The sequence below is a fragment of the Aquabacterium sp. genome, assembly GCF_049317225.1.
Classification (GTDB): Bacteria; Pseudomonadota; Gammaproteobacteria; order Burkholderiales; family Burkholderiaceae_C; genus Aquabacterium.
Genome location: NZ_JBMOIR010000007.1, coordinates 99,879 through 116,164, shown reverse-complemented (window position 1 = coordinate 116,164; position 16,286 = coordinate 99,879). Strand labels below are relative to the sequence as shown.

The window sequence follows — 16,286 nt, the reverse complement described above, 5'->3', positions numbered from 1 at the left end:
CTAAGCAAATAAATTTCGCGCCATGCCAAATGCCAATCATCCAACCCTAAAGGATGTCCCTGTCCCTGCTGACTTTTACAAGATCGGCAAGTTCTCTCGCGAGAACAGCGTGGGCTACCTCATGCGCCGCATCGTGCAGACCATGGTGCAAACGGTGGACCGACGCCTGGAAGGCCACGGACTCACGCAAGCGCAGTGGACGCCCATGTTTTTGATTCACCGCGGCCAGGCTTCGACCCTGGCGGCGCTGGCCCGGGATCTGGATGTGGACCCGGGGGCTGTGACGCGCACGCTGGATCGGCTGGAGGCCAAGGGCCTGTGCCGACGCGAGCGATCCACAGAAGACCGACGTGTGGTCAACCTGGCGTTGACGCCAGAAGGTGAAAGATCCATTGAGCCCGTGCCCGAGGTGCTGTGCGATGTGGCCAATCACCTGTTGGCAGGCTTTTCACAAGAAGAGTGGCAAACCTTGATGGGCTTTTTGCGCCGCATGGCCACCAATGCAGAGCAACTGCGCGAGCACACCTGCGGAGCTGCTGACAAGCAGACGAAATAAATGAAGTACTTGCACAAACTGGGCTCTGCGCAGGCCGCGCATCCCGTGAAATGGGTGGTGCTGGCCGCGATGGGGTTGACGCTGTCAGCCTGTTCGACGCATGGCGACATTCAGGGTCGGTTGTCGGCGTTGGCGTCAGGCAAGCTCGGCCTTCAGCAGGCGCCCCTGACCGAGGTGGATGCGGCGCCGCAAGCGTGGTGGACCGCCTATGGTGATCGTCAGCTTGCGAGCCTGATTGAGCGCGCGCTGGCCGACAACCCGTCAATTCAGGTGGCCCAGACACGCTGGCAGCGTGTGCAGGCGCAGGCCGTGGCAGTGCAGGGCGAGCACGAAGCCAAGCTGCAAGCCAGTGGGGAGATTGACCGGCAGCACTTCACAGCGCATGGTTTGTATCCCTACCCGGTGGCTGGCGCTTCGTTGACGTCCGGGACGGCTCAGCTCGCAGGCAGTTGGGAGTTGGACCTTTTTGGACGTCAGCGTGCCGAGATGGACGGCAGCATTGGTCAAACCAAGGCTGCCAGTGCCGATTTGCACGCCGCGCGCTTGCTGCTGTCGACCCAAGTGGCGCGCACCTATGTGCAACTGGGCCGCTTGCAGAGTCAGCGCACCGTGGCGCAGCGCACCCTGTCGCAGCGCGAGGAAATGCTGGCGCTGGTGAAGCAGCGTGTGCAGGCCGGTTTGGACACCAAGGTGGAGTTGAAGCAGGCTGACGGCGCTTTGCCTGAAACGCGTGTGCAACTGGAGGCGCTGGACGAACAAATCGCGCTCACCCGCCATGCGCTGGCGGTGCTGACGGGACAAGCGCCACAGGCACTGGATGGCCTGACCGTGACGCTGGATGCCTTGCCGGTTCAGCAGGCACCTGACAACGTGCCGGCGGACCTGCTGGCCCGTCGTGCGGACGTGATGGCAGCGCGGTGGCGAGTGGAATCGTCCGGCTTTGAGGTGGACGCGGCGCGGGCCTTGTTCTATCCCAACGTGAACCTCACCAGCTACGCTGGCTACAACGCCATCGGCCTGGAAAACCTGTTCAAGCCGGCCAGTTGGCAATGGGGGTTGATGCCCGCTGTGCATTTGCCCCTGTTTGACGGGCAACAGCGGCGCGCCAACCTCATGGGTAAGGTGGCTGAACAAGACGCAGCCATCGCCACTTATAACCAGGCCGTGTTGCAGGCCGCGCAGGACGTGACGGATTTGCTCGCCAGCGGTCAATCCTTGACGCGTCAGCAGCGCGAGCAGCAGGCTGCGCGCGCCAGCATCGAGACCGCGTATGACCTGGCCATGCAACGTTATCGCGCCGGCATGGGCACCTACCTGATCGTGCTGAATGCCGAGTCCAGTGTGCTCAATCAGCGCCGCCTGGCCATTGATCTCCAGGCCCGCGTGCTGGACAGCCAGTTTGCCTTGTATCGCGCCTTGGGTGGCAGCTTGCAAACCATGGCCGCAGCACGTCTCCCCACATCTTCTTCGAGCCAACCCACCATCCAGACCCGCGGAGACCGCACATGAGCAGTAACGCCAACACCGTAGACAACGCCGCCCTCAAGATGGATGCCCAGGCTCGTCGCAAAAAGGGCCTCAAGGCCGTGGCTTTGGTTGTCGCGCTGGCTGCAGCCGGCTACGCGGCTTACTACCACTTCGTGAGCAGCCATTACGAGCATACCGACAACGCTTATGTGCAGGCCAACATCGTGCAGATCACGCCATTGGTGGGCGGCACGGTGCTGACCATCGGGGCCGATGATAACGACCGCGTCAAGGCGGGGCAGGTGCTGGTGAAGCTGGATGCCGCCGATGCCCAGGTGGCGCTGGATCAGGCTCAGGCGCAACTGGCACAAACCGTGCGCGAGGTGCGCACCTTGTTCGCCAACAATGCCACCTTGTCGGCGCAGATCAGCCTGCGTCAGGCCGATGTGGAGAAGGCGCGCACCGAGGTGGCGCGCTTGCAGGAAGACGTGACCCGCCGCACCCCCCTGTTGGCCACAGGTGCCGTGGGCAAGGAAGAGTACCACCATGCGACCGCGCAGCTGAATGCCGGGCGCAGCGCTTTGGCGGCTGCCGAGTCGGCCTTGGCGGCCGCACGTGAGCAACTGGCATCAAACCAGTCGCTGACCGAGGGGACGTCGGTGGCGCAGCATCCCAATGTGGCCCGTGCTGCGGCACGGGTGCGCGAAGCCTATTTGGCCTTGCACCGCGTGGACCTGGTGGCACCGGTGGATGGCTACATCGCCAAGCGCAGTGTGCAGTTGGGGCAGCGCGTGCAAGCGGGCGCACCCTTGATGGCATTGGTCACGCTGGATCAGCCCTGGGTGGATGCGAACTTCAAGGAAAGTCAGTTGAAGAACGTGCGCATTGGCCAGGAGGCCACCTTGACGGCCGACGTGTATGGCCAGAAGGTGGTTTACCACGGTACGGTGTCGGGCCTGGGTGCCGGCACCGGTGCAGCGTTTTCACTGCTGCCTGCGCAGAACGCCACAGGCAACTGGATCAAGATCGTGCAGCGCGTGCCCGTGCGCATTGCCCTGGATGCGGCCGAGGTGAAGGCGCACCCACTGCGCGTGGGCTTGTCGATGGAAGTGGAGCTGGATGTCAGCAAGCAGGATGGCCCCATGCTGGCGGCTTCGCCGCGCCAAGGCGTGGTGGCGCAGACCACCGTGTACGACAACCAGCAGCGTGATGCCGAGACACTGGTGCACCGCATCATTCAGAGCAACCTGGGTGCCGCAGCCCGGTCGGCCAAGGGGGCTTGAGCATGAGTCAACCTGCAGCCGGTGGGGCGGGGCACCTGCCGCACCCGCCGTTGACCGGGGCGCCGCTCAAGTGGGGCACGGTGGCCTTGTCGTTGGCCACGTTCATGAACGTGCTGGATTCGTCCATCGCCAATGTGTCTCTGCCAGCCATCTCGGGTGATTTGGGTGTGAGCACCACACAAGGTACCTGGGTGATCACCAGCTTTGGTGTGGCGAATGCCATCTCGGTGCCCTTGACCGGCTGGCTGACGCAGCGCTTTGGCGCGGTCCGCTTGTTCACAGCCAGTGTGCTGCTGTTTGTGTTGGCCTCGTGGCTGTGCGGCTTTGCGCCGTCGCTGGAGTTGCTGATTGCCTTTCGCGTGCTGCAGGGGTTGGTGGCGGGTCCCATGATCCCGCTGTCGCAAACGCTCTTGTTGTCCAGTTACCCGCCGGCCAAAGCGGGGACGGCGCTGGCCTTATGGGCCATGACGACCTTGGTGGCGCCTGTCACCGGACCGTTGTTAGGGGGCTGGATCACCGATAACGTGTCGTGGCCGTGGATCTTCTACATCAACGTCCCCGTGGGCTTGGGGGCCGCGTTCGTCACCTGGCGGATTTATGCCAAACGGGAAACGCCGACCCGCAAGTTGCCGATTGACTCGGTGGGCCTGGGGCTGCTGGTGGTGTGGGTGGGCGCTTTGCAGATCATGCTCGACAAGGGCAAAGAGCTGGAGTGGTTCGAGAGCTCGCAGATCGTGATCCTGGGGCTCGTGGCCTTGATCGGGTTTGTGGTCTTTCTCATCTGGGAGCTGACCGCCGAGCACCCCATTGTCGATTTGCGTCTGTTTGCTGGCCGTAACTTTGCTGTGGGCGTGGTGGCGCTGTCGGTGGCGTACTGCCTTTTCTTTGGCAACGTGGTGCTGCTGCCGCTGTGGTTGCAGCAGTTCATGGGCTACACGGCATCGGCTGCCGGGATGGCCGTGGCGCCTGTGGGCTTGCTGGCCATTTTGTTGTCGCCGGTGGTGGGGCGTAACGTGACCCGTGTGGACACGCGGGCGCTGGCCACGGTGTCCTTCCTGGGCTTTGCGATGGTGTTGTGGATGCGCTCGCACTTCAACGTGCAAGCGGACTTTGCCACCATCATGGTCCCGACGATTCTGCAGGGTGCCGCACTGGCGTTCTTCTTCATCCCGCTGAGTGCCATCACGTTGAATGGCCTCACACCAGACCGCATTCCGTCTGCTTCGGGCTTGAGCAATTTTGTGCGGATCACGGCAGGCGCCATGGGCACTTCGGCGGTCACCACCATCTGGGACAACCGAGCGACCTTGCACCACGCACACATGGTGGAGCACATCACCCTGACCGATCCGGCTGCAGTGGGCGCACTGGCGTCGTTGCAAAGCGGTGGGTTGAGCTACGAGCAAGCTGCGGCTCAGATTTCGCGTCTGATTGATCAGCAGGCGTTCACGCGCGCAGCAGACGACGTGTTTCTGGCCTCAGCCTGGTTGTTCTTGTGCCTGATCCCGATCATCTGGCTGGCACGACCACGTCGAGGTGGCGCCGCCGTGGATGCAGGCGGCGCACACTGATCTATCGATTTACTCGGGAATGGCGTAGTCGGCGTCGCTCATCAGATCGATGCCGCACGACAAATCGCTGACCCATTCGATGAACTGCTTCACGGCCGCACCTTCCAGGGGGGCTCCGTGTTGCGGCACGATCATGTCGATCTTCAACTGGCGCACCATGCGTGCCCAGAAGCGCAGGATCTTGCCCGACACCATGTAGCGACGGTGGAACGCGTCCATGCCGGGAGGCAGCGGGTCCAGCGAGCTGAAGGGCTTGGTGGCATCTTTGCCAGCAATGAGCGACACGCCCAAGTCGCCCGAGAACAGGATGCGGCTGAGCGGATCGTAGAACTGGAAGTTGCCTTCGGCGTGCATGAAGTGCGCCGGCAGGGCAACCAGTTCGCTGTTACCGATCTGGATGCGCATGCCCTTGTCCGGGATGCCCACCACACGGCCTGTGGTCTTGCCGGGCTTGCAGAAGTGGGGCACAAAGCGTTCCCACAGCTTGGACACGTAGAGCTTGGCGTCAGGCGTGGCGGTCATCCAGCGGTCGAGCGACGCAATGATGTCCGGGTCGGCGTGCGAGGCCAGGATGGCCGACAGGCGTGAGGGGGGGAAGTAATGGGTCATGCCCAGATACAACTCGCTGTAAGCGAGGTTGCCACCTGGATCAATGATGGCACCGGTGTCGTCATTGACGACGAGGAACTGGTTGGCCTGAACTGCCTCACCCCCCTCCGAGCTCATGTCAGAAAACATCAGGCAGACATGGCCGCCGTGGCGATACAGTTCGTAGGACATTGGGGACCTGGTTACAGCTACTGCAAAAGGGGGGAAGGATAGGGTTTTACTGTAGCTGTGGGCTTAACTTAGATCAACTCTGTCTTTCTTCCACGAGGTATAAGGCCGGCATTTTTCGGCATCAGGCCGACAGTTGCGGGGTGCGGGCAGCGCCCAGCGCACGCGGGGTCTCTGCAACCTCCCATTGGCCTGGTGTGGATTGCTCGAACTTGAAGACCGAAATCATGTGCATCAGGCGTTCGGCCTCGACGCGCAAACGGTGGGCGGCCTCAGTCGATTGCTCCACGAGGGCGGCATTGCTGCTGGTCATGCCATCGAGTTGCTGTGTCGCCTGGTTGACTTGAGAGAAGCCGACGGACTGCTCTTTTGTGGCATGCGAGATGGCACCGATGATGCGGCTGACTTGCGCATTGCTGTCCAGGATGGCCTGCATGTTGGCCCCGGCTTTGTGGACCAGTTGCGTGCCGTTGTCGATCTTGGCCAGGCTGTCGTTGATCAGTGACTTGATTTCGCGGGCCGATTGCGCGCTGCGTTGCGCCAGACTGCGCACCTCGCTGGCAACCACGGCAAAGCCACGTCCAGACTCGCCGGCGCGCGCCGCTTCCACGGCGGCGTTGAGCGCCAGGATGTTGGTCTGGAAGGCGATGCTGTCGATCACCCCGATGATGTCGGCAATGCGCTGGCTGGCTGTGGTGATGGTGTCCATGTTGTGGACAGCCTGCGTCATGACGTCCTGACCCTGACGTGCGGTTTCACTGGCGCTGTGTGCCAGATCATTGGCTTGCTGAGCAGAGTCGGCCGTTTGCTCCACGGTGCTCGTCAGCTGATAGATGGCGGTGCTGGTTTCTTCCAGGCTGGCCGCAGCAGACACCGTGCGTCCATGCAAGTCTTCACTGCCCACCGCAATCTGGATGGATGCGCTGGACACCATGTCGACGGACTTGCGGACGTTGTGCAGGATCTGGACCCAGCTTTGGCGCGCGGTTTCGAGCGCGTTCATGCAGTCACCGATTTCGTCACGTTGATGGGTGGCGCAACTGCGTGTGAGGTCACCCTCAGCCAGTGATTCTGCCAAGGCCTTCATGCGATGCACCGGTTTGAGAATGCCTCGTATCAACGTCGTCATCAGCCACAAGCCGAAGCCGATGAGCGCCACGATGACGATGCCCAAGATCACCACCTTGACGCGGATGCCGTGCTGGCGGGCGGCCAGGGCCTCGACCACGCGCTCGGTGACCTGAGTGGTGACTTGCGTTTGTGCATCAATGAAACGGCTTGCGTGCTCGAAATAGGCCTGCGGCGTCATGCTGCTCAACTGGGATTCTGTGTCACCTTCCAGCAAGGCTCGTGTTTCGTTGGACAGGCGGCGCAGGTCTTCCAGCTTTTTCAATGCCGGGCCAACCAGGGCGTCCTGCAAGTCGGCCTGACGGCGCGCGGAGGCCTTCAGGTGTGTTTCCAGACTGCCGAGGCGCTCCAGCAACCGGCCGTGCGTGTCTTGTGCCAACTGCAGGTTCTGTGACATGCCGGTGGGGGATGCCAGGAAGCTGGTACCCAGGCCACGCACGCGCGCTGCCAGTTCGGTGACCCGCGGCCCTTCCTGGAAGCCGCTGATGATCATCAGATAAGGCACTTCCTCCGGGTCGTACAACAGGTTGCTGGATGCGGCCACTTCAAACATCAGGTCCAGCATTTTGTCGATCAACTCGGTGTGGCGCCGGAAGCTTTCTTCTACAGCGATCTGACGTTGGGTGACCTGAACCACCAACTCGACGCTTTGCCGGTGCAGATCTTTGGCCAGTGTCAGCACGTGCTCATCCAGGCCCGTGTCTTGCCATTGCGTTTCAAAGGTCTTCCACTGCTGATCCAGCCCATCAGCTGCCTGCAGGCGCGCCGCATTGGTGCCTTCGTTGTTCTGCAGCCAGGGGCCAGAGAGACCTCGGTGACGTTGCACTTGCGCAATCGTCTGAACAAGGGTGTTGGCGGGTGTGATGCCTCGCTGCTCGTGGTCGTTGAAGAACCAGCTGACGCGGAGGTCTTCAAACAGTGCGTAGAGGGGAATGAGCGAGATCAGGCTCAGGAACAGGCACAGGCCAATCAGACGGAGTCTGAGGGGCAAGTTATTGATGGCAGACATGTCGGAATCAGTCGGGGAAAGCGCCCCTCTTCGCTAAATCGACGCGCATCATGCCCGTTTCACCGGAGTGCGATCAGCGAATCAAAGGGGGCTGAACCAGCCAGCTTGGCGGCGGGGACCGATTTTATGAACGAGAATCGTTCTTGAAGATTGCCAGCACCTGATCCAACGCATCAGAGCGGTCACAAGTCACGATATGGCGTTGGGGCATGCTGCGCAGCCAGGTGATCTGCCGTTTGGCCAACTGCCGCGTGGCGGCAATGCCTTTTTCCATCACCTCGCGCAACACGGCGGGCTGGCTGAGGTCGAGTCCGGCATCGAGGGCTTCCCACACCTGGCGGTAACCGACACAGCGAATGGACGGCAGGCCCACGTGCAGATCGGGTCGTTCGCGCAAGCGCATGACTTCGTTGATGAAGCCGGCGGCCATCATTTGCTCAAAGCGCAAGGCGATGCGGTGGTGCAGCCAGGCGCGATCACTGGGCTCCAGCGACACCAGCACGGCCTCGTGTGCAAGAGGGCGCTCTCCGGTTTGACGACTGTGGAAGCTCGACAGGGGCTTGCCCGTGCTGTGCCAAACCTCCAGCGCACGCTGGATGCGCTGAGTGTCGCCGGGCGCCAGTCGGGCTGCGGTGACCGGGTCTACCTGTGCCAACTCTGCGTGTAGGGCAGGGCTGCCCAGCTCGGCCATGCGGGCATCGAGCATGGCGCGGATGGCCGGGTCGGCGGGCGGCATGTCGTCCAGCCCTTCGAGCAGGGCCTTGATGTAGAGCATCGTGCCACCGACGAGCAGGGGGGTGCGTCCGCGGGCGCGGATCTCGCCGATCAGGCGTTCGGTGTCTTGCACAAAGCGGGCGGCGCTGTAGCTTTCGGTTGGGTCGAGGATGTCGATCAGGTGGTGGGGGACCTGTGCCATCTCGGCTGACGTGGGCTTGGCGGTGCCAATGTCCATGCCCCGGTAGATCAGCGCCGAGTCCACGCTGATGATTTCGATGTCGACCTTCTGTGCCAGCGCCAGGGCCGCGGCGGTCTTGCCGCAGGCCGTGGGCCCGGCGAGGATCCAGGTGGGCGCAGTGGGAGTGGTTTGCGTCATGCGGGTTCCTCGGGCAGGCCATCGCGCTGTACACGATGCAGGGCGACCCGGGCGGTGATCAGGCCCCCGATGCCCATGCCCAGTGTCATGGGGTGAATGGTGCCAGACCAGCCGGGCTGGGCCGTCCACCAGGCCAGCGCAGCACCGACGACAAAGGCCGTGCAGGCCAGGATGAATCCGGACAAGGCAGATGCCGCACCGGCGCGCGTCGGGAAGGCCGCAACCACGCCTGTTTGGCCACAGGGCTGGTGGATACCGTGGCCCATGCCATACAGCCACAGGCCCGGAAACATGGCCCAAACCGGGATGGACCATCCCAATGTCCATTGCAACAGCGACAGCACGGCCAAACTGAGGCCGCCTGTCAGCGACAGCCATCCAGCCAGACGAACCGTGCGGATCAAACCTCGGGTGTGCAGCGCGCGCCGGCACACCAGGGTGCCCAGCAGATAGGCCAGCGAGACCGTGGCCATGATCAGACCGCAACCGGTGCGTGTGCCGCCCAGCACATCAATGAAGACGAAGGACGACAGGGCCAGATAGACATAGAGCCCACCATAGGTGGACGAGGTCAGCATGGTGTGCGCCCGGAAGGTGGGGTGCCGGGAAATGTCCCACCAGTTCAGCAGCATGGTCTGCAAGGGCTGCGGTGCCTGTCGCCTGTGGGCCGGCAAGGTTTCCGGTAGCTTGAACCACACAAAACCCAGGATCAACAGCGACGACAGCAGCAACATGGACATCGTCACGCGCCAGCCGCCATAGGTGGCGGTCAAGCCCCCCAGTGCCGGACCGACCAGGGCCAGCACGCCCAGGATGCCCAACCCCTTGGTCATGACGCGCGCGCCATCTTCCGGGTCGTACAGGTCACGGATCATGGCGCGGCCGCACACCACGGCGGCGGACAGGCATGCGCCTTGGGCAATGCGGGCCACCAGCATCATCGACAGGTCTTGGGCCAGAGTGGCCATGATGCTGGCCAGGACGTACAGGCCCAGACCCCATCGCAAGACGGGGCGGCGACCCACCCGGTCGGCCACCGGGCCCCAGATCAGCTGCCCCAAGCCGAAGGCGAGGATGAGGACCGACAGCGTCCACTGGGCCTGAGACGCGCTCAGGTGCAAGTCCTGCTTCATTTGAGGCAGAGCTGGCAAGTACAGATCGGTGGTGATGGGCTGCAGCCCAGTGAGCAGGCCCACGGCCACCACCGCCACCCACGCAGGGACGGCGGCGGAGCGATCAGAAGCGTTCATCGGGTCGCAGGAAGCGCCATTGGCCCGCAGGCAATTTACCCAGCGTGATGCGACCCATGCGCACGCGCTTGAGGCCCACCACTTTCAGTCCCACCAGTTCACACATGCGGCGAATCTGGCGCTTGCGACCTTCGCGCAGCACAAAGCGCAACTGGTGCTCGTTTTGCCAGGACACCTGGGCGGGCTTCAGTTGGCGTCCATCGAGTTCCAGCCCGTGACGCAGTTGGTCCAAGGCCTCGGGTGGCACCACGGCCGACACGTTTTCGGCGTCGGGCTGCGGCATCCATTGCACGCGGACCAAGTATTCCTTTTCGATGCCGGAGTCTTCACCAATGAGCTGCTTGGCGATGCGCCCGTCTTGCGACAACACCAGCAAGCCGGTGGAGTCGATGTCCAGGCGCCCGCAAGGCGCCAGGTTGCGCAGGTGACCGCGTGTCAGCTTGATGGGCAGGCGGTCGTCGCGCCAGCGGTTCTCCGGGGTGATCAGGGTGACGGCGGGCTCGTACCCGTCTTCGGCCTGACCGCTCACGAAGCCCATGGGCTTGTGCAGCAGGATGGTGACCCGCTGCGCCTGCTGCGTGCGGGCTTCCGGGTCAATGGTGATCTCTTGATCGGGGCGCACTCGGGTGCCCAGTTCGCTGACCACCTCGCCATCGACACGCACCCAGCCGTGCTCGATCCACTCGTCGGCCTCACGGCGCGAGGCCAAGCCACGTTCGCTCATCAGCTTGGACAGGCGCACGCGGCCATCGTGATCCTGCTCACTGACCACGGGTGCAGGGCGCGGCGAGCGTGGGGCAGCGTAGGACCGGTCATCACGCGCCGGGCGTGCGGGGGGACGAGCAGGGCGTTGGCCTTGGCGGTCGTCACGACGTTCATCACGTCGGTCAAAGCGGTCATCGCCACGGCGAGGGGCGTCCTGACGCGGACTCCGTCCAGCAGCATCAGTGCGCTGGCGTGCTGCGGGGCGGTCACCCCAGGCATCCGGATCGCTGCGTTGCGAACGCGGGCGTTGGGTCGGCCGCTCGTCACGTGCCTCGTAGGGGCGGCTGGGCCGTTCATCGCGGTAGCGCGATTCGGCGGGAGGGCGCTGCGCGGCCTCTTCGCGTGCCTTGGCGGCCTCGGTGGCGCTCATGCGCGTGCGGGGCGCCACACCGCGCACCGGCGGTTTGCGGAAAGGCTTGTCTTGGGATTCGGGCTGAGCGGCCTTGTTCAGGCTGAGTTTCTTGCGTTCGGTCATGTGTGTGTCTCGCCCGTGCTTAGCGGCCGCGCAGGAACAGCGCGTCCAGGTCTTTCAGGGTCAGTTGGCGCCAGGTGGGGCGGCCGTGGTTGCACTGGTCTGCGCGCTCGGTGGCTTCCATGTCGCGCAGCAGGGCATTCATTTCGGTCAGGGTCAGTCGGCGGTTGGCGCGAACGGCGCCATGGCAGGCCATTGTGGCCAGCAGTTCATGCTGCGCGCGCTGGATGACGTTGCTCGCATCCAGTTGTGCCAGCTCGGCCAGCACGGAGCGGGCCAGCTCCACCCCGTCGGCCTGTTTCAAGGCCAGGGGCAGGGAGCGCACCGCCAGCTTGCCGGGGCCAATCGGGCCCACGTCCAGCCCCAGCGTCATCAGGGTCTCGTGCTGGGTTTCGGTTGTGGCAATTTCTTGTGGGGTGGCGGCAAAGGTCAGGGGGATCAGCAGGGGCTGACTCTCCAGACGTTCGTGCGCCATTTGTGCTTTCAGGCGTTCGTAAACCACGCGCTCGTGCGCGGCGTGCATGTCCACGATGATCAGGCCTTTGGCATTTTCGGCCAGCACGTAGATGCCACCAATCTGCGCGATGGCACGTCCCAGCGGCCACTCGTGTCCGTCGTCCATCTCGGCGGCCGGCACGTGGCGGGTCCAGTCACCCTCTGACTGACTGGTGGTGGGATGCTGAACTTGCAGGGGGGCCAACGCATCGTGTGCACTGTCGTCATCATCGGTGCCCGATGCCGCCACCACGCGTGGCAGGTTGAGGCCGGCAAATGCATCCACGCTGGCGGGTGCCGTGGCGCCGGGTTCAGGCCAGCCCGCCCAACGGCGTTCTGGTGCACTGTCGCGCACGGTCCAGGGCAGGGGAGATTGCTGCGAGGTAGGAGTGGGCCAGCTGGGCGCCGTGGCGGCAGAGAGCGTGGTATTGGCAGACTCGGTCGTCGATGACGCGGAAGGCGTGGCGGCGACGGCCTGGCCCGCATCGGTTGCGGGCCGACCCGCTTCGCCGGCACGCGAGATGGCCAGTGCGGCATCCACGGCTTTGCGTACAGCTTGGTGGACTTCACGCGAGTCACGGAAGCGCACCTCGATCTTGGTGGGGTGCACGTTTACATCCACCAACTCGGGCGCAATGTCGATGAACAGCACGTAGGTGGGCTGGCGCGACCCATGCAGCACGTCTTCATAGGCCGAGCGCACGCCATGGGCGATGAGCTTGTCGCGCACGTAGCGGCCATTGACGTAGCAGTATTGCCAGTCGGCACGCGAGCGTGCGGCATCCGGCAAGCCGGCGCGACCGTGAATGCGCATGGGGCCTATCTGCAGATCCACCTCGCGGCTGGTGCGGACGAATTCATCGCCCAGCACGTCTTGCAGGCGCTGTGCGGGTGTGCCGGCTCGCAACTGTTCCACCAGCTTGCCTTCGTGCCACACGGCAAAACCCACATCCGGGCGGGCCAGCGCATGGCGGCGCACGGACTCCAAACAATGGGCCAACTCGGTGGCGTCGCTCTTCAGAAACTTGCGGCGCGCGGGCGTGCTGAAAAACAGTTCGCGCACCTCGACACTGGTGCCCACCGCACGGGCGGCCGGGCTGACTTCACCCGAGCGGGCGTCCAGGCGGTGTGCGTGCGGGGCATCGGGTGTGCGGCTGGCAATCGACGCGTCGGACACCGAGGCAATGGCGGCCAGGGCTTCACCCCGAAAACCCATGGTGTTGACGTGCTCCAGATCGTCCAGCGAGCGGATCTTGGAGGTGGCATGACGGCGCAAGGCCAGGGGCAGTTCATCCAGCGGAATGCCGCAGCCATCGTCTTCAACCAGGATCTGACGCACGCCACCGGCCAGCAGCTTCACGGTGATCTGGCTGGCGCCCGCATCCAGGGCGTTGTCCACCAGTTCGCGCACCACCGAGGCCGGACGTTCCACCACCTCGCCAGCCGCAATCTGGCTGATCAGTTCATCAGGGAGTTCTTGGATGTGGCGGCGCGCCACGGGCTGGCCATGGCCAGCGGGGGCGTAATCGTCCATGGAGGCTTGCGTCATCGGCGTATTGTAGAAGGGCAGGGGGGGCCGTACCTGGGTGTTGGTGCAAGTCCATGGCGAGGCAGTCAAGGATTCCACGGGATAATCGCGCCCCATGGAACTCGCAAGCTTTCTGATTGATTTCATCCTGCACGTCGACAAGCATTTGGCCGAATTCGTGCAGGCCTACGGAACCTGGGTCTATGCCTTGTTGTTCCTGATCGTGTTCGTGGAGACCGGGCTGGTGGTCATGCCATTTCTGCCGGGCGATTCACTGTTGTTCATGGTGGGCGCCTTGGCAGGTACCGGAGCCATGAGCCTGCCGGTGAGCATGGTGGTGCTGTTGCTGGCGGCCGTGTTGGGTGACCAGTTGAACTACACGATCGGCCGCTTCATCGGGCCCAAGGTGTTCCAGTGGGAAAACTCCCGCTGGTTCAATCGCAAGGCTTTTGATTCGGCGCATGCGTTCTACGAAAAGCATGGTGGCATCACCATCATCCTGGCGCGTTTCATGCCGTTCATCCGCACCTTCGCGCCATTCGTGGCGGGCGTGGCCGAAATGAACCGTGCCACGTTCACTGCCTTCAACGTCATCGGGGCCCTGATCTGGGTGCTGGGCTTGACCACCGTGGGCTACCTGTTTGGCAACATTCCGCTGGTGCAGCAGCACCTGAGCAAGATCATCTGGGCGCTGATCCTGGTGCCGGGCCTGATCGCCTTGTTTGGCGCATGGAAGGCGGGCCGCCAGAACAACGCCGCCGAGTGAACGCGGTGTTGCGTGGCGTTTGAAAAAGGGGCCTGCAGGCCCTTTTTGCATCACAGCGCGCGGTTGCGCGCCAGCGGCGGGTTCTTCTCGAAATACCGCTGGATGCCTGACAGCAATGCATCGGCCAATTGGCCTTGGTAGCCGTCGTCCTTGAGCTTGGATTCTTCTTCCGGGTTGGAGATGAAACCGGTTTCCACCAGGATGGACGGGATGTCCGGCGCCTTGAGCACCGCAAAGCCGGCCTGTTCGACGCGGCCCTTGTGCAGCCGACCAATCTTGCCGAGGTGGCCTAGCACCGCGCTGCCCAGCTTCAGGCTGTCCTTGATCTGAGCGGTGGTCGACATGTCCAGCATGGCGCGCATCACCGAAGCGTCTTTGACTTTCACGTTCACGCCCCCGATCAGGTCAGAAGCGTTTTCCTTCTTGGCCATCCAGCGTGCGGCGGCACTGGTTGCGCCCGTCTCTGACAGGGCAAAGACCGATGCGCCCCGGGCCTCGGGGTTCATGAAGGCATCGGCGTGGATGGAGACGAAGAGGTCGGCCTCCACCCGGCGTGCCTTGTTCACCCGCTCATGCAGCGGGACGAAGTAATCGGATTCGCGCGTCAACATGGCACGCATGCCCGGCATGGCATTGATGCGCGCTTTGAGCTTGTGGGCCACTGCCAGCACCACGTCTTTTTCATACAGTCCGCTGGGGCCGATGGCGCCAGGGTCCTCGCCGCCATGGCCCGCATCCAGCGCCACGATGACCAGCCGCTGCGCACTGGCGCGCGGATTGCCTTCGGCAACAGTGGTGCGGTCCTCATCGCGATCGGTCGTCGGCTTGTCGGCGCCTTTGTCGCCACCCTTGTCACTGGGACGAGGTGTTGCCTTGGCGACAGCCTTGTCGTTGCCCGGCGCCGGGCGCTTGAGGGCGCCAATGAAGTCGCCCAAAGCGTCGTTCATGGCCTCGGCAGCCTGCTCGGACGAACTGCTGGAGGGCAGGGCGGGCTTGATGGCCGCCACCGCCTTGTTCACTGGAACCGGTGTGGCAGACATGAAGGCACCCGGGCTGCCGCTGCCCGCATGACTTGCCACAGCCGCCGCTTGCGACGCGGACGTGCTGGGCTCGGTCAAGGCCGCCGACGATTGCAGGGCCAGTTTGGGATCACTCACCAGCGACGGGTACAGGTCAAACACCAGCCGGTGCTGGTAGGCCGCAACTGGCGGCAAGCCGAAGACCTGGGGCTTGGTGGCTTGCTTGAGGTCAAGCACCAGTCGCGCCACGCTTGGGCGGTTCTGGCCCACGCGCACCCCAGCAATGTAGGGGTCATCCGAGCGGATCTTGCGAACCAGCTCGCGCAAGGCGGGGCTCAACTCCAGCCCTTCGATGTCAATGACCAGTCGATTGGGCTTGTCGACCGCAAAGAAGGTGGCATTGAGGGCCGTGTCCGATTCCAGTGTGACGCGGGTGTAGTCATTGGCGGGCCAGACGCGCACGGCCAGCAGCTGCGCCCCCCAGGCCAGCTCCTTAGGGCCGAGTGCCAGAATCAGCGTGCCGCCCAAGGTGTGCTTGAGCAGCTGGCGGCGCTGACGTTGATGCGGATTCTGAGGTGTGCTCATGGTGCGGCCTCCTCCATCATCAGGGTCTGACCCAGCGGTGTACCGGCCTGCAACTTAACACGGCGCTCGGTTTCGGACGCAGGCTCAATGTGCAGGCGAAGGTCGGGGCGGGGCAAGAGCCCGGCCGCTTTGTCTGGCCATTCCACCAGCTTCAGGCCGGGGGCCGCGAACAGATCGCGAAAGCCAGCGTCTTCCCATTCCTGCGGGTCATTGAAACGGTAGAAGTCAAAATGATGAACCGCGAGGTCGGGCAGTTCGTGCGGCTCGACCACGGCATAACTGGGACTCTTGATGCGCCCTTGCACGCCCAAAGCCCGCAGCAAATGACGGGTGAAAGTGGTCTTGCCCGCGCCCAAGGTGCCGTTCAATTCGATGAAGACGGTCTGACCGCTTTGCAGGCGCGGACGCAAAACCGCAGCCAGGGACTGTGCCGTGGCCGCGCAGGCTGTTTCATCAGCCCAGTTGAACTGGCGTTCGATCAAAGGGTTCGGGCTTGCTACGATCGTCACATGCGTCATCAAG

12 protein-coding genes and 1 pseudogene are annotated in these 16,286 nt (G+C 63.6%); 5 read left to right on the top strand and 8 right to left on the bottom strand.

Annotated elements, in window-relative coordinates:
• The first annotated feature begins 22 nt into the window (after positions 1-22).
• The 4 genes from ACOYNB_RS07240 to ACOYNB_RS07225 are packed head-to-tail and all read left to right on the top strand — an operon-like array spanning position 23 to position 4,877.
• Positions 23-556: a MarR family winged helix-turn-helix transcriptional regulator gene (locus ACOYNB_RS07240; protein WP_422838437.1), complete on the top strand. Its 534-nt coding sequence runs from the start codon at positions 23-25 to the stop codon at positions 554-556.
• A complete protein-coding gene (locus ACOYNB_RS07235) occupies positions 557-2,065 on the top strand; it encodes an efflux transporter outer membrane subunit (RefSeq protein WP_422838436.1) in 1,509 nt (502 codons plus the stop codon).
• The gene (locus ACOYNB_RS07230; protein ID WP_422838435.1) at positions 2,062-3,306 is read left to right on the top strand and encodes an efflux RND transporter periplasmic adaptor subunit; all 1,245 of its coding nucleotides are present in this window, start codon (positions 2,062-2,064) and stop codon (positions 3,304-3,306) included. Before ACOYNB_RS07235 ends, ACOYNB_RS07230 begins: the two co-directional genes overlap by 4 nt.
• Positions 3,307-3,308: 2 nt before the next feature.
• Entirely contained in the window at positions 3,309-4,877 is a 1,569-nt protein-coding gene (locus ACOYNB_RS07225) for a DHA2 family efflux MFS transporter permease subunit (protein ID WP_422838434.1), read from the top strand.
• A 9-nt stretch (positions 4,878-4,886) separates the two neighbouring features.
• Here ACOYNB_RS07225 and ACOYNB_RS07220 read toward each other — a convergent pair whose 3' ends face one another.
• From ACOYNB_RS07220 to mutL, 6 genes and pseudogenes are all read right to left on the bottom strand, one after another.
• Positions 4,887-5,657, bottom strand: coding sequence for an MBL fold metallo-hydrolase (locus ACOYNB_RS07220; protein WP_374257711.1), 771 nt, complete (start codon positions 5,655-5,657; stop codon positions 4,887-4,889).
• A gap of 121 nt (positions 5,658-5,778) precedes the next feature.
• Positions 5,779-7,791, bottom strand: a complete 2,013-nt coding sequence (locus ACOYNB_RS07215) for a methyl-accepting chemotaxis protein (protein WP_422838433.1) — start codon at positions 7,789-7,791, stop codon at positions 5,779-5,781.
• A gap of 124 nt (positions 7,792-7,915) precedes the next feature.
• Complete coding sequence (gene miaA / locus ACOYNB_RS07210; protein WP_422838432.1) at positions 7,916-8,884, bottom strand: tRNA (adenosine(37)-N6)-dimethylallyltransferase MiaA; 969 nt, start codon at positions 8,882-8,884, stop codon at positions 7,916-7,918.
• The gene (locus tag ACOYNB_RS07205) at positions 8,881-10,134 is read right to left on the bottom strand and encodes a multidrug effflux MFS transporter (protein ID WP_422838431.1); all 1,254 of its coding nucleotides are present in this window, start codon (positions 10,132-10,134) and stop codon (positions 8,881-8,883) included. The genes miaA and ACOYNB_RS07205 overlap by 4 nt, the downstream gene beginning before the upstream one ends.
• Positions 10,121-11,095 (bottom strand): annotated as a pseudogene (locus ACOYNB_RS07200) (pseudouridine synthase); the annotation flags it as partial. The pseudogene ACOYNB_RS07200 and the gene ACOYNB_RS07205, both read right to left, overlap by 14 nt.
• Before the next feature lie 298 nt (positions 11,096-11,393).
• Positions 11,394-13,400: a DNA mismatch repair endonuclease MutL gene (gene mutL / locus ACOYNB_RS07195; RefSeq protein WP_422838455.1), complete on the bottom strand. Its 2,007-nt coding sequence runs from the start codon at positions 13,398-13,400 to the stop codon at positions 11,394-11,396.
• 109 nt (positions 13,401-13,509) lie between these two features.
• Between mutL and ACOYNB_RS07190 the strand changes: the two genes are divergently transcribed.
• A complete protein-coding gene (locus tag ACOYNB_RS07190) occupies positions 13,510-14,160 on the top strand; it encodes a DedA family protein (RefSeq protein WP_422838430.1) in 651 nt (216 codons plus the stop codon).
• Between the two features lie 50 nt (positions 14,161-14,210).
• Here ACOYNB_RS07190 and ACOYNB_RS07185 read toward each other — a convergent pair whose 3' ends face one another.
• Together ACOYNB_RS07185 and tsaE are read right to left on the bottom strand one after the other, a co-directional pair.
• Positions 14,211-15,764 carry an N-acetylmuramoyl-L-alanine amidase gene (locus ACOYNB_RS07185; protein ID WP_422838429.1) on the bottom strand — a complete coding sequence of 518 codons (1,554 nt, stop codon included), beginning with the start codon at positions 15,762-15,764 and terminating at the stop codon, positions 14,211-14,213.
• Entirely contained in the window at positions 15,761-16,282 is a 522-nt protein-coding gene (tsaE, locus tag ACOYNB_RS07180; RefSeq protein WP_422838428.1) for a tRNA (adenosine(37)-N6)-threonylcarbamoyltransferase complex ATPase subunit type 1 TsaE, read from the bottom strand. Before tsaE ends, ACOYNB_RS07185 begins: the two co-directional genes overlap by 4 nt.
• Between the last annotated feature and the right edge of the window lie 4 nt (positions 16,283-16,286).

Excerpts from the sequence above, each read along its gene's own strand:
- ACOYNB_RS07240 (WP_422838437.1), top strand. The coding sequence starts at position 23 with ATGCCAAATGCCAATCATCCAACCCTAAAGGATGTCCCTGTCCCTGCT.
- ACOYNB_RS07235 (WP_422838436.1), top strand. The coding sequence starts at position 557 with ATGAAGTACTTGCACAAACTGGGCTCTGCGCAGGCCGCGCATCCCGTG.
- ACOYNB_RS07230 (WP_422838435.1), top strand. The coding sequence starts at position 2,062 with ATGAGCAGTAACGCCAACACCGTAGACAACGCCGCCCTCAAGATGGAT.
- ACOYNB_RS07225 (WP_422838434.1), top strand. The coding sequence starts at position 3,309 with ATGAGTCAACCTGCAGCCGGTGGGGCGGGGCACCTGCCGCACCCGCCG.
- ACOYNB_RS07220 (WP_374257711.1), bottom strand. The coding sequence starts at position 5,657 with ATGTCCTACGAACTGTATCGCCACGGCGGCCATGTCTGCCTGATGTTT.
- ACOYNB_RS07215 (WP_422838433.1), bottom strand. The coding sequence starts at position 7,791 with ATGTCTGCCATCAATAACTTGCCCCTCAGACTCCGTCTGATTGGCCTG.
- miaA (WP_422838432.1), bottom strand. The coding sequence starts at position 8,884 with ATGACGCAAACCACTCCCACTGCGCCCACCTGGATCCTCGCCGGGCCC.
- ACOYNB_RS07205 (WP_422838431.1), bottom strand. The coding sequence starts at position 10,134 with ATGAACGCTTCTGATCGCTCCGCCGCCGTCCCTGCGTGGGTGGCGGTG.
- mutL (WP_422838455.1), bottom strand. The coding sequence starts at position 13,400 with ATGGACGATTACGCCCCCGCTGGCCATGGCCAGCCCGTGGCGCGCCGC.
- ACOYNB_RS07190 (WP_422838430.1), top strand. The coding sequence starts at position 13,510 with ATGGAACTCGCAAGCTTTCTGATTGATTTCATCCTGCACGTCGACAAG.
- ACOYNB_RS07185 (WP_422838429.1), bottom strand. The coding sequence starts at position 15,764 with ATGAGCACACCTCAGAATCCGCATCAACGTCAGCGCCGCCAGCTGCTC.
- tsaE (WP_422838428.1), bottom strand. The coding sequence starts at position 16,282 with ATGACGCATGTGACGATCGTAGCAAGCCCGAACCCTTTGATCGAACGC.